We start from the raw sequence: 23,489 nt of genomic DNA on the forward strand, positions 1-23,489 counted from the left end.
AATCAGCCTTGCTTGATTGTCTTTCACCAATAGTGATTGGCACTTCAATAGTAAATGTGAAGTCACCCCATCCCCACCCTGACCCTCCCCTTGAAGGGGCGGGAACGTGGTCATTCCCCGCACACGCGACTTGCCGATGGACGAGCGCGGCTTGCCGATACGAGCCGTCCATCTCAGCACTCCTCCCGCAACACCGGCACCGGTACCGCCGGCCCGCCCGCCGGCGGCGGCACCAGTTGGCCCGGCGCCGGCAAGGTGGAGCCTTCGTCGACGATGGCGATCGCCGCCACCTCCGGCACCTCCCAGCCCGTCAGCGTCACCGCCGCCGCCTCCTGCCAGCTGCCGTCGTCGGCCCGCCCGGCCAGCCGCAGCTCGCCGACGTACTCCACGCCCTCGACCTGCATCGCCACCCCGCCGAGCTCGCGGTCCAGCACCCGCCGGCCCAGCGGCCAGCCGCGGCCGTCCGGGCCGTAGGGCGGCAGCGGCGCAAGGTAGCGGCGCAGCAGCAGCGCCACCCAGTCGCGCACCGCGTCGAGGCCATAGCCGTCGCGCACCTTGATCGACAGCGAGATCGCCAGCTGGCGGTAGGTCGGCGGGATCACGAACAGCTCGGTGGTGACCAGCCGCCGGGTATCGAGCCACTGGCAGACCCGCTTGAGCTGGTAGGCGTCCGGCAGCGGCGCGTTCGGGTGTTGCGGATCGCGCGCCGGCCACACCACCACGCTCACCGTGCCGGCGCGCGGCGAGGCGCGGTCGGGCGCATGGAACAGCGGCAGGCATTCGGCCCGGCCCAGTTCGACGCCCGGCGTCTGCAGCGCCAGCTCGGCGAAGTCGTCGCGCGTCACCGCGCGGTCGTGCCGGCGCAGCTCGCCCGGAATGCGCGCCAGCGCCGCCTCGATGCTCTCGGCGTCGACGCCGCCGCTGGCCTCCAATGGATTGCCGCAGCGCGCCTCGACTTCGCCCGGCCGCTTCATCGGCGCCAGCGGCGCAAGGCCCGCCAGCAGGTCGCCGAACTTGGCGATGGCGCCGGCCGGCAGGTTGCCGGCCGTGCCGCCGCCGTAGCGGTAGGCCAGCACCCGCACCCGCTCTCCGATCTGCGGGTAGCGCGGGCCGAAGCGCACCGTGCCGGCCTCGGCGTCGACGCTGAAATGGCGGTCGCGCGCGCTGCTGGCGTCGAAATCGTCGACCGCGCTCCAGCGCGTCCACACCCCGCCTTCCTCGACTTCGAGCTGCACCGGCCAGGCCGCGTCGCGCAGTACCGGCCGCTGCGACAGCGCGAACACCTGGCCCGGCTGGCCGCTGCCGCCGCCGAGCAGCTCGGGCGGCGCCACCACCGACTGGCTGCACTGGACGGCGTTCAGGCAGACCAGCCGCACCGGGCCGATGCGGCTCTGGTCGGCGCGCCAGGCGCGCAGCCAGAACCAGACCTGCCCGGCGCGCGCGTCGTCCAGCGGCGGCGGGAAGTCGCCGGCGCCTTCGAGCCCGTCCGGCGCCGCCGGCAGGCCGAGCGAGGCCAGCTCGGCCGGCAGTTCGAGCCGCACCACGCCTTCCTCGCCGAAGCCGGCGGTGGTGTCGCCGGCCACCCGCAGCGGCAGGTAGCGCGGCTTGCCGTCGACCACCTGGGCACTGGTGGCGCGCCATTCCAGCGCCGGGCCGCGCTGGGCCGCGGCGCCGGGGCAGGGCGCCAGCTGGTCGAGCGTGGGCGTGACGGCGGCCGGCGAAAAGCCGAGGTTGAGCTTGATGCGCTGGCCGGCGGCCGGCGTCAGCGCGATGTCCGGCGCCTTCAGCACCGCGATCCACAGGCTGCCGTCGACCGCGTCGCTGAAGTCGAGCGCGGGACTCGTGCCGTCGCTTTCGAGCAGCGCGGTGCGGTAGGGCCGGGCCGAGCCGGCGTCCGGGTAGGCGGCGCCGATGGCGTCGATGGCGGCCTGCACGCTGGCGTGCAGCTCGGGCTCGCTGGCCTCGGCCGGCGCGGCGGTCGGCTTGCGCGCCACCGTCACGCAGTCGAGCGGCCACAGCTGGGCCTCGCCGTCGAGCGTGAAGCGGACCTTGCCGGCGCGCGCCTGGTCGCCGGCGTAGAGCATCACGCCGCCGGGGTGGCGGGTCTCGCAGCGCAGCAGCGCGCGCGCCGGCCGGGCCGGGTAGAGCGGCACGTCGAGCAGCTTGAGGTAGGCCAGCCGGGTCGCTTCGGGAATCTGGTTGAAGCGGAACTGCAGGCCCTCGCCGAGGTAGGCGAACAGCTCGAGCAGGGTGATGGCCGGGTCGCTGCGGTTGTAGTCGGTCCATTCCGGGTTGAACACCGGGATGCGGCCGACCAGCTCGGTGCGCAGCTGCTCGAAGCTGCGGTCGTCCAGGATGGGTGCGATCAAGGGCATGACCGGCTACTCCAGGTAGAAGGGATAGACGAGCGAGTCGCGCCGGCCGTCGCGGACGTGGGCATAGCGGATCTCGATCAGGACCAGGGCCGGGTCGTCGGCGCCGAGCACCTCGACCTGGGCCACGGCGATGCGCGGTTCCCAGTGCAGCAGGGCCAGCTCGACCTCGCGCTGGATGCGGGCGCGGGTGCCGACGTTGTTGGGCGCCATCAGGAAGCGCCGCAGGCCGCAGCCGAAGGTCGGCAGCATCACGCGCTCGCCCGGCTCGGTGTCGAGGATGGTGAAGATGGCCTGGCGGACTTTTTCGGGGCCTTCGGCCAGCGGCAGCCGGCCGCGCTCGTCGGGATGCAGCGGCAGGCCGATGCCGCGGCCGAGGCGGGCGAGGGTGCTATTCATGGCGGGCTCCCTTCTGGGGAAGAGGGAGGAGGGAAGGGGAAGGGTGGGGCGCCGGTGGTGTCGAGGTGCGCTGGCGATTCCGGCTTCGCGTTCTTCTTCCCGGCATGGGTGGCAGTTCTAATTGCCCGGCCTTGGAAGCTGATGGGTTGGGGTGGCCGATGCCGGGGGCTCTCCGTAGCACCAACCCTCACCCTACGCCGGGCGCCCCCAACCCCTCTCCCGTGCACGGGAGCGGGGCTAGATGCGGCGGATGAGCCATCGATCGCTGCCCGTTCCGCGATCGCTACCGCTCCCTTCTCCCGCGCGCGGGGGAAGGTGGCCCGGAGGGCCGGATGAGGGCCGTGGTTTGATGCGCTGCCCTCATTCCCAAGCTCGTGCCGGGCATGTCTTGCTCGGGCGACGGCGGGGCTGGGCACGGCCATGAAGGTATCGAGCGCACTCATGCCTTGCCCCTCTCCCCAACCCACTCCGGCTCCCGCCGCGCCTCGTATTCGAGCGTCGCGCCATAGTCGAGCCCGGTCGGCAGCGTCTCCGGATCGGACGGCTGGTTGCGCGCGTCGTCGAAGCCCTGGTTCAAGGGCACCAGCGCGTTGTTGGAGAAATCGCCGAGCTTCACCTTGCCCTCGTCGACCTGGGCGTCCTCGGCGATGCGCTTGACCAGGTGCTGGCGGATCCGCGCGTTGATCTGCGCCGCGTCGAGCGTCTGGCCATTGAGGTCGAAGTCGAAATCGCCGGCCGCCACGCCCTCGACCTTCACCGTGAAGTCGGCGTCGAAATCCACGCTCGGCGGCTGCACCGCCAGCTTGGCGTCGAGCGCGGCGCCGAACTTGATCTGCGGCGGGATGCAGAAGCGGAACAGCAGCAGGAACCACAGCTGGAAGATCAGCACCACGATCGGCAGGAACAGGTTCAGCACGAACAGCGCGATGATGGTGATCAGCGGGATCGAGAAGAAGCAGATGGCGTTGCCGCCCATCTCGCCGCCGCCGGCGCCCATGCCGTCGACCTTGGGCGACAGGTGCTGCGGCTGGACGAACTTGACCGGCGACAGCTTGCCGCGCGGCCGCGCCGCGATCTGGGCCGCCAGCTCGCGCAGGTCGGGCATCTTGATGGTCACCGGCCGGTTGGCGCAGCCCAGCGTATCGAACGGCGCGGCCAGCCGGTAGGGCTCGCTCGGCTCGCTCCATACCCGTTCGCAGCAGCAGTACTTCGACTCGCCGACGTGGCGGCCCAGGCCGGCCTTGTGGCGGCGCACGAAGCAGCGCAGCTCGTAGGTGGCGACGTCGTCGAAGCGGGCGCGGCCGTCGATCTCGTGCTGTACCGCGGCGGTCGGCACCACGCCGTAGTACAGCGTGCGGCCGGCGGCGTCGTGGCCGGGGGCGGACGGGTCGGGCACCAGCGGGTAGAGCGGGAAGAAATGCTCGTCGGCCAGCGTCTCGTCGGCCTCGGCCAGCTCCGGCTCGCGCCAGGCGCCGAGCGCCTTGCTCGGCTTGCCGTTCTGCAGCAGCGGGTGCCAGCCCTCGACGCGGATGCCGACGTCGTTGGCCTTGAACCAGTCCTGCAGGTCGTCGCGCGCCTCGGCCACCTCGCGCTCGAGCCGTTCCAGCACGGCCTCGAACTTGCCTTCCTTCTCCAGCAGGCCGATCGCCTGCTTGCGCTTCTCGGCCAGGTCGTCGCGCAGCGGCGACAGCTGCTTGAGCTCGGCCAGCTCGGCCTCGACCTGGCGCACCGCATGGGCGCGCGCCGCCGCCTCGTCGGCCAGCGCGGCCGGCACCATGCGCTGGCGCCGCCGCACCACGAAGCCGGCTTGGCAGACCTCGCCGCGCGCCACGCTGGGGAAGCCCGGCACGTCGCAGTGCAGCTCGCACACCACCAGGTAGTGGCGGTCGTGGATCGGCAGGTAGAGCTTGCGCAGGTCGCTCGGCACCAGCCGGCTGCGGTGCAGGTTCTTCAGGATGGCGGGCGTGACGTCGGTCGGCTTCACCGGCGTCTCGCGCTTCTTGCCGCTCGGATCGGCCTCGAGCTTGGCGACGAACAGCGCGGCCAGCTTGTCCTTGAGCAGGCCGGCGCCGACGCCGGCCGGCAGCAGGTCGATGTTGGACACCACGTCGACCACCGGGTCGAACTTGAGCGAGTGCTGCGGCTGGGCGACGAAGTCGGCGACGAACTCGCCGCCGGCGAACTTCTGCAGCGCGGGCCGCGACACGCGGCCGCTCTGGGGCAGCGCGGCGTGCTCCCAGCGGTACCACGGGCCGACCAGTTTCCAGGGATGGGCGGCGGCTACCATACGTTCCCCGCTCCGGGCGTGTAGCTCGACGACACCACCGAGGTGGTGATCAGCGTGGTGCACTGCACCGTGCTGTCGCACATCACCATCGGCGAGTGCAGGTTGATCGCCACCGGCGCGTTGACGTCGACGCTGGTGTTGGCGGTGATCGACACCTTGCCGGCGATGTCGATGACGATCTCGCAGCCGTTGCTGTGGCTGATGGTGACCGACTGGGCCGCATCGTCGAGCACCACCTGGTGGCCGCTCTGCATGGCCAGCGTGACCTTGGCGGCGCCCTGGCTGTCGTCGAATTCGAGCGTGCTGCCGGCGCGGGTCTTGATCAGCCTGAGGTTGTTGGCGGCCTGGGCGGCCTCGGGCAGCGCCGCCTTGCCGTTCCAGCAGGCGCCGACGATATAGGGCCGGGTCGGGTCGCCGGCCTCGAAGCCGACCACCACCTGGCTGTCGACCTCGGGCAGGATCTGCAGGCCCTGGTCGCCGTCGGCGTAGGGCGCGAGCAGCGTGGCCCAGGCGCGCACCGACTGGCCGGCCTCGCCGAAGCTGGGGAACTTGACCTCGATGCGGCCGCGCGCGTCGGGGTCGACCAGATCGGTGACGATGGCCGGGTAGAGCCCGAACCAGCGCGCACCTTCGCCGTCGCGGCGGGGATTCATGGCGCCCTCCCGATCCAGGCGCGCTCGGCCTCGAAGTGGGTGCGGAAGCCGTGCGACAGATCGAAGCGGTGGGCGACCCGGGTGACGTGGTAGCCCTCGCCCTCGAACAGCGCGCCGACGCGCTCGAGCTTGAGCGCGCTGCCGACGGTGAGCTTGGGGCTGCCGGTGGTGACGCCGCGCACGCTGACGAAGCGGCGCGCGCGGCGCAGCATCTCGCCGCGCGCCAGGGCGGTGGCCTCGGCATCGGCGAACGGCATCTCGCGCACGCGGTAGCTGTCGAAGTCCTTCAGCGCCTGGCCCAGCACCGCCGGACCGTGGCGGCCGGCGCCGGCCTCGGCCGCCACCGCGCTGGCGCCGGCCTCCTCGTCGATCGCGTCGGCGCCGGTCTCGTCGAAGCCGCCGACCTTGACCGTGCTGCGCTGGTGGGCGAGATCGGCGCGGATCTCGACGTCGAGCAGGTCGCCGCCCTGGATCAGCGTCAGCTGGTTGCCGTTGCGCCGGTCGCGCGCGGCCATGCGCAGCTTGCCGTCCTCCAGCCACAGGTCGGCATGCAGCCGGGCGGCGCGCTCGCGCAGGAAGGCCAGGTCGCTCTGGTTCCACTGCTGCACGGTCTTGTAGGTCGGGCCGTCGACGTCGGCCTGGGCCGTCAGGCCATGGCGGCCGGCGATCTGCTGCAGCAGGTCGGCGTCGCTGACGTTCTCGTAGGTCTCGAAGCGGTGGGTCATGCGCAGCGCCATCATCTTGTCTTCGGCCAGCACGCGGACCTCGGGCGCCTCGCCCTGGGTCATCACCAGCTCGATCGCGCTGACCTGGCCCTTGAACACCGTGCTGCGCTCCGGCCCGAGCGCCACTTCGAGCTCGCTGCCGAAGTCGAGCACCGCGCCGTCGAGGTAGAGCAGCTGTTCGTCGCGGCCCTGCGGCTGCGGGCCGACGGCGGTCAGCCGCAGGCTCAGCCGGCGCAGGCCGCCGATGTCTTCCTCGATGGCGAGGTCGACGGCGTCGCGGCCGAGTTCGCCGCGCTCGCTCCCGCCGACCTTGAAGATCGGGGTGGCGTCGTACAGCAGCGTGTCGCGTGAATCGCTCACGGGAATTCCTGTGCGGGGCGGTTAGTCGTCGAAGTCGAGCGCGCGGGTGCGCGACTCGTCCCATTCGTGCTGGCGCGCCAGCTGCTGCCAGCGGAACAGCTCGTCCTTGCCCGGCAGCGGCTTGCTGCCGGCGGCGCCCGGCGCGTCGCCGCCGCCGTCGACCTGGATTTCCGAATCCACCTTGCCGATCTGGGTGGGCATGGCTGCTTGCTCCTGGCAGGTCGGGCTTCAGGCCCGACGACGTTCTTGGCTGGCGGCGCTGTCGAGCGTAAAGCCCGGCCTACGACGCCAGAACTACTTGCTCCATCCACTGCCGCCGTCCGGTTATGCAGGTCGGGTTTCATGCCCGACGACGTCCTCGGTTGGCGGCGCTGTCGGGCGTAAAGCCCGACCTACGAAGGCGGAACCGCTCGATTCATCTCGCTACCGCCGCTTGCCCGGCCCGCAATCGCAGCGGCAGCTGTCGGCCGGCCGCTGCTGTCCCAGCGCCCGCGCGCCGCCGCCTTCGCGCGGCGCGACCGCCTCCCAGCCGGGCCGGGTCGGGTCGACGCTCAGCGGCAGGCGGTCGTCGGCGTCGCCGTAGGAGGGCCGCAGCGGCACGCTGCCGGCATAGGGGCGCGACGACGGTTGCGGGTCGGGCAGGGCGGCGGCAGGCAGGCCGAAGGCCTGGCGGCTGGCATCGGCGGCGGCCTGCTGGCTGCCGCCGCGCTGGCTGGCGATGGCGCCCTTGATGCCGCCCTGGCGCGTCAGGGCGAGGCCGGCGCCGTGCGCGTCGCCGGCGCTGCGGGCCTGGGCGCTCGAACCCGCGGCGCGCGGCGCGGCGGCGGCCTCGGGGTCGGCGGCGGCGGCCGGCGTGGCGGTCAGCGGCAGCGCGGCGGCGGTGCGGCGCGGGTCCTGCGCGGCGCCCTGGCCGGCGTTGCCGGCACCGGACGGCGGCGTGGCCGGCAGGCCGATCTCGAAGCCGGCCGGCAGCGACAGCGGGTTGGCCACCTCGGCCGCCAGCGCGCGCCAGGCGGCCGGATCGAGGCCGTTGCGGGCGGCCAGTTGCTGCAGGCTCTCGCCCGGCATGGCCTGGGCGACGCGGCCGGTGTCTTCGCCGCTGTCGCGGTTGCCGCGGGTACCCGGCGTGCCGGGCGCCACGCCGGCCGGCAGGTCGCCGCCGCCGGCCGCGGCGGCGGGGGAGGGCGCCGGCGCGGGCGAGGGGTTGTACTGGTAGCGCGGGTCCTGGCCCTTGATGCTGACGGCGACCTTGGCGCGCAGCGGCGTGCCGTTGTGCGAGAACAGGTCGAGCTCGATGTTGGCGCTTTCCATCACGCCCTGGACCAGGAAGCTGCCCCAGGCAAACTCGACTCGCGGCGGCGTCTGCTGGGCCGCGGTATTGCCGCGCGGCCGCACGTATTTCTCGACCTCGACGGTGCGGTCGGTCACCGGCACCGGGTTCTCGGTGTCGCCCAGGTCGGCAGTGTCGAACACCAGGTCGAAGCTGACCTGCATGTCGCCGGTGCCGGGCCGCTGCCGCGCCTGGCTGCCGGCCTGCTGGCCGCCGGCGCTCTTGTTGCTGATCGAGACGCGCAGCGAGGTCGGGTTGAACTGCACCGCGACCGGCTCGCCGACGTGACTGCAGGCGGCGTCGGCACTGATCTCGCAGAGGGTGGCCTTGGCGAGTTCCATCAGCGTGGGCCTCCGGCGGAAAGGCATTCCCCACGAAGGACACCGGGGCCTGCGAAGGAGAGGCTGGTTTCGAGGATGCTCGGCTCGGATGGCGTCGTAGGAGCGGCTTCAGCCGCGAACAGGTTCCGGCGCCGCGAATGGCCTTCGCGGCCGAAGCCGCTCCTACTGGGGGGCAGCCGATCGCGGCCCCCGGCTTTCCTTGACGGGCCCAGGTGACCTTCGATGCGAAAGAAGGCATCCATCGCTAAGCCCCCGCCCCGGCATCAGCAGCCGCAGGCCCTCATGGGCGATGTGCAGCTCCTCGATCGCCAGCTCGCCGGTCTTGCCATTCAGTTCCGGCCCGCGGATCTTGGCCGGCAGGCCGCGCTCGAAGGTCCAGGTGGCGCGAACGGCGTTGTCGGCGCTCTTGACGTAGACGATGCCGTCGTAGCGGCGGATCGGCCGCACCCCGTCGATCACGTCCTGCATCCATTGCCACAGCTCGGCGTTGGCGCGCTGCTCGCCCTCGCCCGATTCGAAGAACATGCCGCGCTTGAGCACCAGCGGCTGGAACTTGGCGCGGCCGGCGCGGCGGATCACGCCGTTGTTGCGGCCGCCTTCCTGGTAGTCCTGCATGTCCATCTCGATCTCGAGCCCGGTGCACTCCTGGAAGCCGCCGTTGCCCAGCAGCTGGTCGCCCGACGGCGGCGTGCCGCGGTCGTCGGCGCCGCGCAGGCGCTGGCTGCCGGCCACCACCTCGGCCGAGCGCAACAGGCTGATCTCGAACTTGAAACTGGGCAGCAGCATGTCCATCGCTCAGTCCTCCAGCGTCAGCGTGCCGTCGCCGTCGCGGCGCAGGCGGATCAGGATGAATTCGAGCGGTTCGGCCGGTGCTACGCCGATTTCGACCAGCACTTCGCCGCGGTCGAGCCGGTCGGCCTCGTTGCGGATGCGCACGAAGTAGGCCTCGGCTTCGCTGCCGCCGACGAAGGCGCCGGCGCGGAACAGCTTGCGCAGCAGCTGTTCGATCGCATGGCGCAGGTCGCGCCACAGCTTGGGACCGTTCGGCTCGAACACCGCCCATTGGGTCTCGGCCAGCAGGGTGCGGCGCAGCATCAGCATCAGCCGCCGCACCGACAGCTGGCGCCACTGGCCGTCGCGCGACAGCGTGCGGGCGCTGGCGAGGCGGATGCCGTCCGGATCGCGCACGAAGCAGTTGCCGCCGAGCGCGAAGCGCATCGCCGCCTGCTCGGCCGAGACCGGCTCGGCCAGGTCGACGATCTCGCGCGCCAGTTCGTTGGCCGGGCCGTGCTGCAGGCCGTAGGCGATCTCGCGCCGCGCCACGATGCCGGCCGCCACCGCGCTGGGCGGGATCGGCCGCAGCGTGTCGCGCCGCTCGGCATCGAGGCTGAAGGCGCGGCGCGAGGCGACCAGCCAGGGGTGGTAGGCGGCGCCCCAGCTGCTGTCGAAGCCGGCGCGCCAGCGTTCGAACTGGCCCTGCGACAGGCCGGGCGGCACGTCGATCAGCGCGATCAGCGACTGGGTCAGTTCGCAGAATTCGACCAGCCGGTTTTGCAGGCCGCCGATGGTGGCGAGGTCGCCGGCGTGGCGCGGGTCGAGGATCAGCTGGGTGAGCGCGCTCGGCGCCACGCTGTCGGCCGCCACGGTGGCGACGCTGTGCACGCAGTCGGCGAACTCGGCGCCGGCTTCGTCGATGCGGGTCTCGACGTCCTGCTCGGGGCCGGCCCATTGCGCCGGCAGGTAGAGATCGGGCACCACCACCTGGGTGACGCCGTCGACGCCGGCCAGCACGGTGAGGCCCTCGCCGGGCTCGTCCTCGGCCGGCGACCAGTTGGCGTCGAAGAAATCCTCGAAGGTCAGCGCGCCGTAGCCGTCGTCGCCGCCGGCGAAGGCGCCGCTCTTGCCGCGCAGCAGTTCGACCGCCAGGTCGGCCGGCAGCAGCTCGGCGCCGGCCCAGCCGCTGGCCGGCCACAGCAACGTCGATTCGTCGCACAGCACCGCGGCCAGGCTGCGCGGATGCTCGGGCGCCAGGCCCAGCCGCTCGAAGCGCTCGCCGCGGCCGTCGCCGTCGTCCACCGCGATCCAGGCATGGACCACGTCGATGCGCGCGGCCGCCACCGCCAGCGGCGCGTCGAAGCGCAGCGCCCAGCGGGTGCGCGGCAGCAGGCCCTCGCGGCGGGCGTCGAGGCCGCGGCAGAAGCGGAACTGGCGGTTGCCGAGCGCGTCAACGATGCGCAGCAGGCTGCCGGGCAGCACGGCGTCGGCGCGGTCGACCAGCACCTCGAGCGCGGCATTGCTGGCGAAGCCGAGCGCCTGCACCGAGAAGCCGGCCTCGACCGTCAGCCGGTCGCCCCAGCTGCCCTGGTTGCGCGCCAGCAGGCCCAGCGGCGCGGTGAAGGCGCCGGCCAGCGTGCCGCGCGAGAGGCCCGCCAGGTTCGGCGGCTCGCCCGGCGGCGTCGGGCCGGACTGGCGCGGCACCGCCCGGACGATCCAGGCCAGCCGGCCGCCCTGCTCGAAGAAGCCGGCGACCGCGAACGGCAAGAGGCCCGGTCCCTCGAAGCCGCCGAACAGGCGGCGGTATTCGTCGAAGCTCTTCACCGCCACCGCCACGCTGCGGCGGCGCGGCCGCGCCAGGTCGGCCATGGTGCGCCAGCCGGGCGGGAAGCGGTTGTCGACCACCGGCAGGTAGGCCGGCCCGCGCGGCGCCACGCCGACGAAGGCGCAGACGTCCATGTGCTGCGGGTTGAGGCGCGGCGCGACGGCGTCCGGCAGCGGGTAGACGCCGGGGGCTGCGAGCGGGGTGCGGATCGAGGCGAGCATGGTGTGCTTGGGTCTTTGAAATCTACGGGGGGCTGATGGCGCTTGGCTTGTTCGGTGGTTGCCGTGCTCGCTGACGCGGGCAGCGATGGCTGAACCGCGCCCCTCACCCCAACCCCTCTCCCTGGGGGAGAGGGGCTTGCTCTCCGTAGCGACGGCTGGGTGAGCGTCCACGCTCCCTTCTCCCGCCGGGAGAAGGGCCGGGGATGAGGGGCGCCGGTTCAGCGACCACTGCCCGGTCGAGCGGGAGCAGCGGTCGCGTAAACCAACGCCACCTGCCCTCGCCCAGCCCGGTCATCACTCGTAAGTGATCCCCTCGTGCGTCAGGTGCAGCTCCTCCATCGCCACCTCGCCGCCGCCCTTGGCCGCCAGCGTCGGGCCGACCCATTTCTTGGGCTGGGCGTTGCGCAGGCGGAAGCTCGCCACCGGCTTGCGCGCCTCGTCGAGCAGGGTGATGGTGACCTGGCGGTGCAGGTCGGCGCCCTCGCGCACCTGGCGCACCCACTCGAACAGGTCGGTCGAGCCGACCAGGCCGCGCTTGAGCGTCACGTCCTCCTGCTTGAAGGTGTTGGCCACCTTGCGCACGGTGTTGAACGACTCGTTGCCGTTGCGGTACTCGGAATAGTTGATCTCGGTGCCGAGACCGCTGGCGTCGGAAAAACCGCCGACCACGCTGGTCTCGTCGCCGACGCCGAGCGCCACCAGGAAGTTGAAGGCGCCGTAGGGGTTGTCGCGTTGGGTTGCCATTTGTCAGCTCCTTCAAACCTTGGAATCGGCCGTCCACTGGCCGACGCGGAAGATCACGAATTCGGCCGGCCGGCTCGGCGCCACGCCGACCAGGCAGATCATCCGGCCGTTGTCGAGGTCGTTCTGGGTCATGGTGGTGCGGTCGCAGCGGACGAAATAGGCCTGTTCGGGCTTCTCGCCGATCAGCGCGCCGTCGCGCCACAGCACCAGGAGGAAGTCCTCGATGGTGCGGCGGATGTTGGCCCACAGCCGTTCCTGGTTCGGCTCGAACACCGCCCACTGGGTGGCCTTGTCGATCGAGTGCTCGATGTAGATGAACAGCCGGCGCACGTTGACGTACTTCCACTCCGGGTCCGAGCTCATGGTGCGGGCGCCCCAGACGCGGCTGCCGCGGCCGTCGAAGAAGCGCAGGCAGTTGACGCCCTCGGGGTTGAGCACGTCCTGGCGCGCCTTGTTGATGTTCACCTCGAAGCTGGTCAGCCCGCGCACGATCTCGTTGGCCGGCGCCTTGTGCACGCCGCGCTCGATGTCGCTGCGCGCGTAGATGCCGCTGACGAAGCCCGACGGCGGCAGCATCAGCTTGCGCGGCGGCGTGCCGGGCACGATCGGGAACAGCGGGTCGAGGATCTCGATCCAGGGGTGGTAGAGCGCCGCGTACTTGCTGTCGAACTGGCCGCGGAAGTCGCGGATCTCGCTGATCGAGCTGTTCTGCGGGCCGTCCACCACCGCGATGCGGTAGCGGTATTTCTCGGCGTGGGCGATCAGCCGGCCGGCGGCGTCCTTGATCAGGTCCGGGTCGGGCAGGGCGCCGGCGTCGGGCAGGGCGACGATGGCGATGTCGTCGATCTCGCCCAGCGCCTCCAGGCCGGTGGCCTTGACCTCGACGTGGTCCGGGTCGGCCTCCTTGCCTTCGAGGTCGGCCGGGCCGGGCAGGCTGCCGTCCTCGCCGCTGGTCAGCCGCCGCTGCGGCGCGGCGCGCAGGCCGGCGATCAGCCGGGCCGGGCCGAACGGATCGGCGTCGTCGTAGGCCCAGTCGAGCCAGACGATGGCGTTCTCGTCCTCGGGATCGTCGGCCTCGAGCACCTTGGCGATGTCGCGCCGCTGCGAGGGATGGGCGCCGAGTTCTTCGTAGCTGTCGAGCCGGCCGTTCGGGCCGTAGACCAGCACGCGCAGCTCGACCAGGAAGATCACCCGGTCGCCGAGCGCGAAGGGGAAGGTGTTCAGCGTGGTGCCGTCGCTCTGCACGAAGCGCTGGCGGCCGTCGCTGTCGATCTTGACCACGTAGAGGTTGGCCTCGTTGAGCGGGGCGTTGTCCTTGGGCATCGGGCCGGCGGTCGGCAGCACCTCGATCACCGAGCCGTTGCGCACGCGCTGGACCTGCACGCCCCAGCTGTCGCGGTCGAGGATGTCGTCCGGGTCGTCGGAATACTGGAAGGCCAGGTTCTTGCTGCGCACCACGCGGGCGTCGACCAGCACGTTGCCGTAGTCGCCGGGCCAGCGCGCGGTCCAGCTGGCCGAGCCGCTGGACAGCGGCACCGACAGCGTGGCGACGTGGCCGCTGGCCGGGTCGCCGACCTCGTCCTTGAACACCCGCGAGACGTAGAGCCGCTTGCCGCCGTTGGCGAAGAAGGCGCGCGCGGCGTGGGCCAGGTAGTTCACCCGCGGTTCGTTGTCGATGTTCAGCGGTTCGAGCCCGCCGTAGACGCGCTCGAACTCGGTGAACGAGGTGATCAGCCGCGGCGCGGTGCTGGCCGGGCCGCCGGCGTACTGCACCGGGCCATAGCGGGTGAAACCGGCATAGCCGGTGGTGCTGGTCGGTACGCCTTCGATCGACTTCGAGCGGAAGCTGACCTCTTCGACGTATACGCCGGGGGCGAGATACTCTGGCATTGCCTTTCTCCTTCCTGGTTCATCCAAGTTCCGCCGCGCCGCCGCCCCGTGGGGTCGGCTTCGGCCGCGTACGTGCTGACTGCCAATGACTGCGAATTCGTTGTTGCTGCGCGTGCTGCCGTTACGGATGGAATGGGCGGCTTTGTCCCCATCCGCACCGCCTGCCGCTGCTCGCGCTCGCCGGCGCCGGCAGTGATGGCTGAACCGCGCCCCTCATTCCCGGCCCTTCTCCCTGGGGGGAAGGGAGCGAGCCCGCCCATCTGCAGCGCGCGCTACGGAGAGCAAGCCCCTCTCCCTCTGGGAGAGGGGTTGGGGTGAGGAGGTGCGGTTCAGCCATTCGCTGCCGGTTCATGCGTGCGAGCGATCACGGCCACTCGTTCCCGCAAACCACCCGACCCATCCACGCAAACCCCATCCAATTCCTTCAACTCACCAGCAAGGTCGCCACCGCCCCGCTCGCCGTCTCCCCCAGCCGCACCGCCGCCAGCTGCGACACCGATGCGCTGTAGGCCGGCGGGATCGCGATGCCGCGCAGCACGTCGTTGACCACGTCGGTGCCGCAGGCTTCGCGCGGCAGGTCGGCCAGCGGGTCGAGCGGATCGACCGGCAGCGCCGCCGGCGTGGTGAACGCCCACAGCCTCACCTGCACCGGATTGCTCAGCGCGGCGCCCGATACCGCCCGCGCATCGAGCGCCAGCACGTATTCGCCGCGCTCGTCGGCGTGGCCGTGGCCGACCCGGGTGGCCAGCGAGAAATCGGTCTCGCTGGCCGGCACCGTGGCCACCACCCGCGCCCAGCGCGCCGGCGCCGCGCTGGCGAGATCCGGCCCGCGCAGCACCCGGCCGCGCAGCGCCGTGGCGTTGGCCGGCAGCGGGTAGGCGGCGCCGGGCCACAGCCAGGGCGTGCGGATGTTGAGCGGGGTGGCGGCCGGCTCGTCGCCGTCGAGCACCGGCGTGATCGCCAACCGGCGCGGCACGTGGCGGCGCGGATCGCTTTCCGGCCGGTAGCCGGGCCGGCTGTCGGCGGGCCCGCCGAACAGGTCGAGCGCCCAGTCGATGCCGCCGCCGGCGGCCACCGCCTGGTCGAGCCGGCGGCGGATCTCGCCGGCGTAGCGCGCGGCATGGCGGTCGGCGCGGTGGCGTTCGAGCGTCCAGGCCAGCGGGTAGGGCCGATCGCGCGCAGTTCGATGCGCAGCGCGCCGCCGCTGGGCGAGCGCGCCAGCGCGTCGAGGCAGGACAGCCCGAGCGCCAGCCGGTGGCGCAGCGTGACGACCGGGACGGTGTCGGCCAGTTGCAGTGCGTCGCTCATGCCGTCACCCGCATGGGAATCGAGGCGTCGGTCACCGGCGGCGTCGGCCGGCCCTCGTAGGTATCGATGCGCACCACGCGCGCGACATAGGGCACGGTCAGCCGGTAGTCGGTCGGCAGCGAATCGAAGGTGCGCATCAGCGCCTCGGTGGAGATTTCCTCGAGCAGCAGCTGCACCGCCTCGGCGCTGCCCGGCTGCGGCTCGTCGGCCAGCGCCGGCGCCAGGGCCGGCGCGTACAGCAGCGGACCGGACAGCACCGGGGTGTATTCGATCGCCTGCATGGCGCGGCCGAGGATCAGGTGCTCGTGCTCGGCGTTGTCGGCCCAGGCCGACAGGAGGAAGTGCAGATCGAGCGCCAGGTGGCCGTGGCCGTCGGCCGAACCGACGGCGGACCAGGCGGCGCGCATCGCCTTGTTGAAATCGACGCGGTACAGAAAGATCGACAGCGCATACGGACCGATCGCGGTCTGCACGTTGCGGTGCATCAGGTCTTCGGTCTTGACCAGCACGGCGCGCGTATTGCGGCCGGCGACCGGCTGGCGCTCGGTGAAGGCAAGGTTGAGCATGCGCTCGATGCTCTTGCCCACGGCGGCAATGCCCGCGAATCCCGACATGCGCTGCTTCCTCCTGGATCGTTGTCATGGGCGGCCTTGTTCCGGCGCCGTCATTCAGTAGGTCGGGCTTGATGCCCGACCGCGCCGTAGACCAAGGACGCTGTCGGGCATGCCCGACGAAGCGGGGCAGGCCCTAAAGCCCGGCTACTTGGACTGCTTCGCATCCAGCTGGCGATGGCGGCGCAGGCTGTCTTCCAGCACCGCCTGCAACTGCCCGGCCGAGGCCGGCGTGAGCACCAGCCGGCTCACCACCAACGCTTCCTGGCCGCCCTCGTAGAGCTGGCAGCACTCGATCACGAACTCGTTGAGGTTGTGGCCGATGCGGAAGTAGTTGGCGTATTGCGCGAGCTGGGATTCGGTTGGCTTCACGACCATTCACCTGGACTGGGCGGCTCCGTAGCACGCAAGATGCCAACATGCAAAAGGCATTAACAATCAATCGATTGGATTTTCGTTAGGGTTTTTTTAATTTCAATGTCATAGACTTCGAGACGGCCGGGTGTAACATCCTGACCAGGGCGAATTTTTATATTCTTCGCCCCGGGCTGGCCGGAAAGGTGTAAACACTGGATCGGCAGGTCGTAACAGACGCTGTTACAGCTTGTCCCGCACGGAAGAGGCGGGGCGGCGGAGGAGGGCCCGCCGGATCGAGCACTGACGCCACGTAGGCGACCGATCCGGCAGGGTATGGACAATATGTAACGGTCCGGGCGCCGCTGGCGCGGCCCGGCGGGATGCAGCGACGCGATTCATGCTGGATGCATGGAGCGGCCGTCGCGGTGCGTCCACGCCGGGTCGCGCCGCGGCCGAGAGAACCGATTCGCGTATGAAGGGCCTAGCCAATGGCTACGCGCATCGACGCTTCATTCACGCTCCTGGCGGCCACCCATGCCGACCTCGAGCTCACCGGCCGGGTGGCGCGGGCGCTGGAAAAGCGCGTCGCCCGGGTCCACGTGCTCGACGACGCGCCGGCTTCGGGCCGGCAGACCTGCGACGCGGTGGTCAGCAGCACCACGGCCGAGCGGCTCGGCCGCCTGCTCGACGGCCTGCGGTTGCAGCCGCCGCGGCAGGGGCTGCCGATCGTGCTGGTGCATCCGCAGCCCGACGCCGCCCACTACGCGCTGGCGCTGCGGCGCGGCCTGGGCGACGTGATCGCCTGGCCGCAGGAGATCGAGCGCTGGTGCTCGACGCTCGGCAAGGACGGCGAGGGCGACGCGGCGGCGGAGGCCGCGCCGCCGCTGCTGGGGCGTTCCGAGCCGATGCAGCGGCTGCGCCAGCGCATCGAGCGCGTCGCCGCCTTCGACAGCAACGTGCTGCTGACCGGCGAGACCGGCAGCGGCAAGGAGTGCGTGGCGGCCGCGATCCATGCCGCCAGCGCGCGGCGCGACAAGCCGATGATCAGCCTCAACTGCGCCGCGATCCCCGAGCAGCTGGTCGAATCCGAGCTGTTCGGCTTCGAGCGCGGCGCCTTCACCGGCGCCCACGCCGCCCAGCCGGGCAAGTTCGCCCTGGCCGAGGGCGGCATGCTGTTCCTCGACGAGATCGGCGACATGCCGCTGGCGGCGCAGGCCAAGATCCTGCGCGTGATCGAGAGCCGCGAGTACTTCCGCCTCGGTGGCACGCGCAGCCAGCGCAGCGACGTGCGGCTGATCGCCGCCACCCACCAGGACCTGGGCAAGCTGTGCGAGGCCGGCGGTTTCCGGCTCGACCTGTATTTCCGCCTCAACGTCGCCCATATCGAGCTGCCGCCGCTGCGCGAGCGCGGCGGCGACGTGCAGTTGCTGGCCGAGCAATTCCTGGCCGAGTGCCATCGCCGCAGCTGCCGCAAGCTGGCCTTCGAGCCCGCGGTGCGCGAGGCGCTGGCGCAGTACGCCTGGCCGGGCAATGTGCGCGAGCTGCGCAATGCGGTCGAGGTCGCCGCAATCAACGCCGACGGCGGCCTGATCCGGCTGGAGGACCTGCCGCCGCAGATCATGCGCTGGGCCGCCACCCGGCAGGCGCCGCCGGACGAGCGCAGCCAGCTCGCCACGCTGCTCGAGCGGCTGCACTGGAACAAGTCCGAGGTGGCGCGCGAGCTGAACTGGTCGCGCATGAAGCTCTACCGCAAGCTCAAGCTCTACGGCCTGGCCGGCGAGGGCGACGCGGCGCCCTGAGATCCGCGGCGGGGCAGGGGCATGGCCGCGCTCAGGCGTCGATCTCTTCCGCCTGGTCCTCGTCTTCGTGCTCGTCCTCGTCGTCCAGCGCATCGTCGCGCAGCGCCGAGACGCGCGTGGCCGGCAGCAGGCCAGCCGCGGTATTGAGTTCGCGCAGCTTCTGCAGGCGGGCGATCTTGTTCTCGGTCTCCATACGCTGTGCGAGCATGATCGATTGCCAGTCCTGCGCCTGGTCGAACAGTTGTTGGGCGGTGGCTTGTGCTGCTGTCGTCATGATGGTTTTCCTATCGGATGGCGGATTGCTGATCACGATGGCCGCCCGCGCGGCGGGCGGCGCTGGGCAGTGGAACAGCACACGGTGTGCCAAGCCTGTGCACGTGAGCGGAAACCCTGCGGGCAGGGGTGGGCCATGGCGGAGGCGCGGGGGCGTGGCCAGGCGAAATTCCCCGCTGTTTCAGGTCCCTGCGCCCGCCGCGGCGCGCCTGCCCGCCCGCGTTGCCCCACCACCAACAGGGCGCGGGCCGCAGTAAAAGTGAGACGCCCGCGTGCAATCCCTACATCGGTTCGCCCGCCCGGGCGTTTCCGGATCCGGCGATGACCATTCCGCAGCTTCTTACTGACCCGGCTCCGCGCCCCGGGCGTTTGCGCGTGCGCCGGGCATGAAAAAACGGCAGGGCCTGGAATCAGGCCGTGCCGTCGGTATGGGCGGCTCAACCATCCCGCGGGCGCCTGCGCCGGGCGGGGCACGAAGGCGCGGACGAGGCGGTTGGCGCTCGACGATGCCTAGCTACTTCTGCTGGCCGGAGCTGCGCGACTGCGACTGCTGCCCGCTTTGCTTGTCGGGCTGGTTCGGCTGCCGCTGCTGCGGGTTCTGCTGCTGTTGCTGCTGGTTGCGCTGGTTCTGTTGATTTTGCTGGTTCTGCTGGTTTTGCTGCTGCTGTTGCTGGTCCTTCTGCGGGTTGGAAGGTTGGTTCGGCATGATTGAACTCCTTGCGTTGATGAAGGATGCGGGCGCCATGCAACGGCGCCGCTCGTTCGATGTGGCAAGTCCCGTACCCGTTCGGCCCGATGGCGCCCGAGGCCAGGCGGACCGCCGGCTCCGGCCGGTCCGGCAAGCCGGCACGGCCGTCGGCCGACCGTGTAAGGTGCGGACCCGTTTGTAAGATTTGCATGACCGGTGGCGCCGCGGCCTGTCCGGATGCAGCTGGCGCTGGATGCAGCCGGCGCTGCACTCCGGCGCGTGCCGGGGGCGGCCGGGAACTGCGCGTACATGCCGGTTCGCGGCTTCAGGCCTGCCGCTTGTGCCAGGGCCCGACCGACTCCATGGCCTTCGCCAACCAGCCCGCGGCGGCCGATCGCCGGGGCCGGGCGGCCTGTTCCTCGCCGCGCTCAGGGCCGATTCGCGAAGTGGAGCGAGACGGCTCGATAGGTGACTCTTTATTCGTGACTCGTCACTGAATTGTGCGGCCGCCGGTCGCGATCTGCCGGCGGCCGCCGCAGCTCATCAAGGCACCACGACCCGCATCGGCTGGTATTCGGCGTGGTAGAGCTCGATCTCGTCGCCCGAAGCCACCACCCAGCCTTCGGCGTGGCCGATCTCGCGGGTACCGCGCGGCGGCACGTCGATGCGCATGCGCTGGACGGTGCGCAAGGTCGGGTTCTTGAAGGTCGCGATCAGCGACAGCGCGCGACCGGACATGCTGTCGAAGCGGGCGACCAGGCCCGGGCCCATCTTGGCCGTCCGGTAGCTCACCGCGATCGGCAGTTCCTTGTTGGCCAGCGGCGATTGCGCCTGCTGGGCCAGCAGCTCGGACACCGACTTGAGCGGCGGTTGCGCCACGGCCTGCGGCTGGGCCGGCTGGGCGGCGATGGCTGTGCCGCCGCCAGCGACGCGGCCGACCAGGCAATGGTTGATGAAGGCGCTTTCGGCGGTGCCGCTGACCTTGGCCTTGTCGGCCTCGATGGTGCAGTAGGCCTGGTCAACCTTGGTGACCTGGTTGGCGATGGTGCTGTAGTACTGGTTGACGCAGAAGAACATCGCGGCCGGCCGCTCGCCGCATTCGGCCACCATGCGATCGTAGAGGGAGCCGGCGAAGGCGGCGGGCGCGAGCAGCAGGACGAGTGCGGCGATGAGGGCTTTCATGGTGGTGTTTCCTCCTTGGAGCAGGGTCTGTCGTGTCGGCCGCCGGCCGATCGGCGGCATGGGATCGGCGGTATTGAATAGGTAGTCGAACTCGGCCCGATTGACCAGTTCGCCGGGTAACCCACCTTAGGCCAGCATCGCCTCGAGCTGGGCGCGGATGAAGGCCGGCTTGTTGAAGGCGATGCTGCTGACGTGGCCGCCGCCGATCCAGCGGAATTCGGCCTGCCGCCAATGCCGCTGCAGGGTCTCGGACGAATGGCGCGGGACGAAATGGTCGTCGCGCGCCGCCACGGCGATCACCCGGCTGGCGGGGTGGGGCGGCGGCAGCGATTCGACGCTGGTGAATTCCAGCAGCGCGGCCATCCTGGCCCTGGCCGTCGCGATTTCCGCCGGCTCGCCGGCCAGCCGGCGCCAGTCGCAGACGCGGCTCAGCAGCCCTTCGGTGAAGACCGGCACGCCGCTGTGCGGCGCCACCAGCGGCGCGATGGCCAGCTCGAACGGCGTCAGGGCGCCCGCCAGCGCGGCGAGGTGGCCGCCCTTGCTGATGCCGGTGACGCCCAGTCGGTCGAAGCCTTGCGCGCGCAGCCATGCCAGCAGGGCGCGCACTTCCTCCACCACGACGCCGCCCAGCAGCACCAGGTCGGCGACGCGGTCGAGCCGGCTGTCGGGCTGGCCGGGCGGGCGGCGGCGGCCGAGGAAGGGGTGTTCCAGCATCAGCGTGCCGACCCCCTGGCGGGCCAGCGGCAGGCAGATGGCCTGCTGGCGCATGGCGTAGCCTTCTTCGCCGGTGGTCGCCGTGTGCACGTAGACCGGCGGCACGTCCGGCGTAGGCGGCAACAGCAGCCGGAAGTGCGCGGTATGCGCCTCGGCCGGCAGCCATTCGCGGTAATAGGGCGTCAGGAAACGGCCGTCGCGCAGGCGGCAGCCCTGCTCGATGCGCCAGTCGCCATCCCATTCGATCTGCAGCGCGGCCGGCGCGGCGGCGTGGAGGAAGCGTTGCCTGACCTCGTCGCAGGCGCGCGGGTCGCCCCAGCCGCGGGAAAAGAAGGGCCGCTCGCGCAGCGATGCCAGGCGGTGCCTCAGCAGGAAATAGGCTGGATCGAGCCAGCCGGCGTTCAGGCCTTTCATGCGCGTACCAGGGCAGGGGCGTGGCCGAGGCGGCCATCGCACGGTTGTGGCGGTGGAATTCGGCGAAGGCGCCGAGCAGGCTGACCTGATGGTAGGGGATGCCGAGCTGCGCGCACGCCTGCTGCACCATGGGCCGGATCCGGTGCAGCCGGGTGAACGAGGCGGTCGGAAACAGATGATGCTCGATATGGCTGTTGAGGCCGACGAACACGTTTCGATAGAGCCAGGTGTCGGGCAGGTTGCGGGCGCAGGCGGCCTGCCGCTCGATGTAGCTGCGCTGCCACTGCATCGCGTCGGTCGGGTGGCCCAGGTGGTTGGTCAGGAAGATGAAGGCGAGGTAGAGGCCTTCGCACCAGGTGATCAGCAGGTAGTTGACCGCGGCGGTGGCCGGGTCGAGCAGGACGGCGGGCAGGATCACCAGCAGGCCCAGGTGCAGGGCCAGCAGCAACTGGTCGAGCCGGGTCTGCCGCGGGTGGCGGCCGAAATGGCGCAGGCTGCCGATCTTGAAGGCGAAGCCCATCAGCGTCGCGAGCGGCCAGATCAGCCAGGGCTGGCGGCGCGTGAACCAGCGCGCCGCGCCGCGGGCGGCCACCGCGTCCTCGCGGGTGAAATTGAACAGGCCGGCACGCATGTCGGGGTCCTGGCGCGTGTTGGCATGGCCGTGGTGCGGCCGGTGCTTGGCCAGCCAGCTCGAGAAGCTGCTGCCCATGATCAGCGTCATGAACAGCAGCCCGATCAGGCGGATGCGTCCGGCGTCCGCGGTGATGGCGCCGTGGCCGGCCTCGTGGGCGATCGCCGCGGCCTGGATCGAGACGAAGGCCGTGACCGCCGCCAGCAGGAGCCGCGCGGGCCAGTCCTGCGTCTGCGTCAGCGCCGCGCCGCAGGCCAGCCAGAGCGGCACGATCCAGGCCGCGCGGATCCGGTAGGCCGCCAGGTCCGGCTCGAGCAGGCCGGCGGCTTCCACCCGGCGGCGCAGCGCATGGTAGGCGGCGTTGGCGGACTCGCGGTCGAGCCCTGCGTTCATGCCGTCCCCCGTATCGCATGGACCGCTTCGATCACGCGCTCGGGCGCGATCACGCCTTCCTTGCCGCGGACCACGCCCTTGGAGGTGCCCTCGGCGATCAGCGTGTCGCCGATGCTGAAGCGGTGGGTCATGTAGAAATACTTCTCGTCCCAGTGGGTGAGTTCCATGCTGGCCTTGAAGCGCCGGAAGGCCTTGAGGGACTTGCGATAGGTCATCGTGTGCTCCGCGATGATCGGAATCCAGCCGTGCTTGCCCATGGTCTTCAGGAGGCCGGTGCGGATGAACAGGTCGACGCGATTGAGGTCGCAATAGGTGAGGTAGCGGCCGTTGTTCACGTGCAGGTTCACGTCCAGGTCGTTGGGAAAGGTCATCAGGCCCAGCTCGCTGTGGGTCCGGCCGACGGGCAGCCGCGGCCGGAACAGGGACAGCAGGAAGACGTAGACCATACGCAGGTAGAGGTTCATGGAGGTTGTTTCCTATGGGTTAGTCGAGCGGCAGCCCCAGCTCCCGCATGCGCGCGAGATCCTGTTCGCCGGCCTTGCGGGCGACCCGGCGCAGCCGGTCGCCGCCCAGGAGCAGGTTGAAATTGCAGACCACGTAACGATGGTGCAGGTAATGGTGGCGCGCCATCGCCTTGAAGTATCGCGTCTTCAGCAGCATGGCGATCCAGCGCGGCGCCCGTTCGAGCGCTTCGGTGTGGCGCATGTGCAGGTAGGGGTGGATGAAGTTGCTGAAGGCGGGCGGCAGCGCCAGGGCCAGGCAGGCACCCGCGGTGGCCCAGCCGCCGGCGGTCGCCAGGCAGAGCGGCACGACCGGCAGCAGCGGCGCGACGAACACCAGCGACCCGCTGCCGTGCAGCTTCACCGCGTACATCGAGCGCTGGATGATCTCGCCGTGCGGGCCCAGGCCGGACAGCATGGCGTCCAGCCGCGACCGTTCCTCGGCCGAGGTGAACTGGGTGACGTGGTCCTGCTTGAAGGTCTTGCAGTGGTGGATGGTGTGGTGCGAGTAATTGGTGCGGATCAGGTATTTGAACAGGCGCGGATGGCGTTCCCAGCGCTTGACGCGCCCGCGCGGCGCATCGGAGACGTGCTGGTGCATATAGGATTCGATCAGCGAGGCCAGCAGGTAGCCCACCGCGAAACCGCCCAGCAATTCGATGGTGGCCTTGAGCCAGAGCATGGAGAGCATGGCGATC

The 23,489-nt window shown here is 70.9% G+C and carries 21 protein-coding genes and 1 pseudogene; 1 reads left to right on the forward strand and 21 read right to left on the reverse strand.

The window, feature by feature from the left end:
* Positions 1-173 precede the first annotated feature (173 nt).
* The 14 genes from H9L41_RS10765 to H9L41_RS10830 all read right to left on the reverse strand — a co-directional run bounded on the left by H9L41_RS10765 (position 174) and on the right by H9L41_RS10830 (position 16,212).
* Positions 174-2,375, reverse strand: a complete 2,202-nt coding sequence (locus tag H9L41_RS10765) for a putative baseplate assembly protein (RefSeq protein WP_028445926.1) — start codon at positions 2,373-2,375, stop codon at positions 174-176.
* Positions 2,376-2,381: 6 nt separating this feature from the next.
* The gene (locus H9L41_RS10770) at positions 2,382-2,771 is read right to left on the reverse strand and encodes a GPW/gp25 family protein (RefSeq protein ID WP_028445927.1); all 390 of its coding nucleotides are present in this window, start codon (positions 2,769-2,771) and stop codon (positions 2,382-2,384) included.
* Positions 2,772-3,210: 439 nt separating this feature from the next.
* Complete coding sequence (locus H9L41_RS10775; RefSeq protein ID WP_028445928.1) at positions 3,211-5,058, reverse strand: hypothetical protein; 1,848 nt, start codon at positions 5,056-5,058, stop codon at positions 3,211-3,213.
* Complete coding sequence (locus H9L41_RS10780; protein ID WP_028445929.1) at positions 5,052-5,711, reverse strand: phage baseplate assembly protein V; 660 nt, start codon at positions 5,709-5,711, stop codon at positions 5,052-5,054. Before H9L41_RS10780 ends, H9L41_RS10775 begins: the two co-directional genes overlap by 7 nt.
* Complete coding sequence (locus H9L41_RS10785; protein WP_211236864.1) at positions 5,708-6,796, reverse strand: phage late control D family protein; 1,089 nt, start codon at positions 6,794-6,796, stop codon at positions 5,708-5,710. Before H9L41_RS10785 ends, H9L41_RS10780 begins: the two co-directional genes overlap by 4 nt.
* A gap of 21 nt (positions 6,797-6,817) precedes the next feature.
* Positions 6,818-6,997: a hypothetical protein gene (locus H9L41_RS10790; RefSeq protein WP_028445931.1), complete on the reverse strand. Its 180-nt coding sequence runs from the start codon at positions 6,995-6,997 to the stop codon at positions 6,818-6,820.
* Between the two features lie 222 nt (positions 6,998-7,219).
* Positions 7,220-8,467: a CIS tube protein gene (locus H9L41_RS10795; protein WP_028445932.1), complete on the reverse strand. Its 1,248-nt coding sequence runs from the start codon at positions 8,465-8,467 to the stop codon at positions 7,220-7,222.
* A 162-nt stretch (positions 8,468-8,629) separates the two neighbouring features.
* Positions 8,630-9,259, reverse strand: a complete 630-nt coding sequence (locus H9L41_RS10800) for a phage tail protein (RefSeq protein WP_187523816.1) — start codon at positions 9,257-9,259, stop codon at positions 8,630-8,632.
* A 3-nt stretch (positions 9,260-9,262) separates the two neighbouring features.
* Positions 9,263-11,287, reverse strand: coding sequence for a phage tail sheath C-terminal domain-containing protein (locus H9L41_RS10805; protein ID WP_028445934.1), 2,025 nt, complete (start codon positions 11,285-11,287; stop codon positions 9,263-9,265).
* Between the two features lie 294 nt (positions 11,288-11,581).
* Positions 11,582-12,031 carry a phage tail protein gene (locus H9L41_RS10810; RefSeq protein WP_028445935.1) on the reverse strand — a complete coding sequence of 150 codons (450 nt, stop codon included), beginning with the start codon at positions 12,029-12,031 and terminating at the stop codon, positions 11,582-11,584.
* A gap of 12 nt (positions 12,032-12,043) precedes the next feature.
* Positions 12,044-13,921 (reverse strand): phage tail sheath family protein, encoded by a 1,878-nt coding sequence (locus H9L41_RS10815; RefSeq protein WP_028445936.1) that lies wholly within the window; start codon positions 13,919-13,921, stop codon positions 12,044-12,046.
* A gap of 424 nt (positions 13,922-14,345) precedes the next feature.
* The gene (locus H9L41_RS10820) at positions 14,346-14,996 is read right to left on the reverse strand and encodes a hypothetical protein (RefSeq protein ID WP_187523817.1); all 651 of its coding nucleotides are present in this window, start codon (positions 14,994-14,996) and stop codon (positions 14,346-14,348) included.
* A gap of 229 nt (positions 14,997-15,225) precedes the next feature.
* Positions 15,226-15,843, reverse strand: a complete 618-nt coding sequence (locus H9L41_RS10825; protein WP_028445938.1) for a Pvc16 family protein — start codon at positions 15,841-15,843, stop codon at positions 15,226-15,228.
* A 144-nt stretch (positions 15,844-15,987) separates the two neighbouring features.
* Positions 15,988-16,212, reverse strand: coding sequence for a DUF3467 domain-containing protein (locus H9L41_RS10830; RefSeq protein ID WP_169730167.1), 225 nt, complete (start codon positions 16,210-16,212; stop codon positions 15,988-15,990).
* Positions 16,213-16,685: 473 nt separating this feature from the next.
* On the opposite strand from H9L41_RS10830, the gene H9L41_RS10835 reads away from it, so the two are divergent.
* On the forward strand, positions 16,686-17,996 hold the full coding sequence (locus H9L41_RS10835; protein ID WP_084300144.1) for a sigma-54 interaction domain-containing protein: 1,311 nt from the start codon (positions 16,686-16,688) through the stop codon (positions 17,994-17,996).
* Positions 17,997-18,027: 31 nt separating this feature from the next.
* On the opposite strand, the gene H9L41_RS10840 is transcribed toward H9L41_RS10835, so the two are convergent.
* From H9L41_RS10840 to H9L41_RS10870, 7 genes and pseudogenes are all read right to left on the reverse strand, one after another.
* Positions 18,028-18,270: a hypothetical protein gene (locus H9L41_RS10840; RefSeq protein ID WP_028445940.1), complete on the reverse strand. Its 243-nt coding sequence runs from the start codon at positions 18,268-18,270 to the stop codon at positions 18,028-18,030.
* Positions 18,271-18,783: 513 nt separating this feature from the next.
* Entirely contained in the window at positions 18,784-18,975 is a 192-nt protein-coding gene (locus tag H9L41_RS10845; protein ID WP_034606708.1) for a hypothetical protein, read from the reverse strand.
* A gap of 525 nt (positions 18,976-19,500) precedes the next feature.
* A complete protein-coding gene (locus H9L41_RS10850; protein WP_051318940.1) occupies positions 19,501-20,139 on the reverse strand; it encodes a hypothetical protein in 639 nt (212 codons plus the stop codon).
* Positions 20,140-20,265: 126 nt separating this feature from the next.
* Positions 20,266-21,267, reverse strand: coding sequence for an alpha/beta hydrolase family protein (locus H9L41_RS10855; RefSeq protein WP_051318941.1), 1,002 nt, complete (start codon positions 21,265-21,267; stop codon positions 20,266-20,268).
* A gap of 142 nt (positions 21,268-21,409) precedes the next feature.
* Positions 21,410-22,291 (reverse strand): annotated as a pseudogene (locus tag H9L41_RS26130) (fatty acid desaturase); the annotation flags it as partial.
* The gene (locus tag H9L41_RS10865) at positions 22,288-22,755 is read right to left on the reverse strand and encodes an acyl-CoA thioesterase (protein WP_028445943.1); all 468 of its coding nucleotides are present in this window, start codon (positions 22,753-22,755) and stop codon (positions 22,288-22,290) included. The pseudogene H9L41_RS26130 and the gene H9L41_RS10865, both read right to left, overlap by 4 nt.
* 19 nt (positions 22,756-22,774) lie before the next feature.
* Complete coding sequence (locus H9L41_RS10870) at positions 22,775-23,482, reverse strand: hypothetical protein (protein ID WP_051318942.1); 708 nt, start codon at positions 23,480-23,482, stop codon at positions 22,775-22,777.
* Positions 23,483-23,489 lie beyond the last annotated feature (7 nt).

The sequence above is a fragment of the Chitinimonas koreensis genome (assembly GCF_014353015.1).
Lineage (GTDB): Bacteria > Pseudomonadota > Gammaproteobacteria > Burkholderiales > Chitinimonadaceae > Chitinimonas > Chitinimonas koreensis.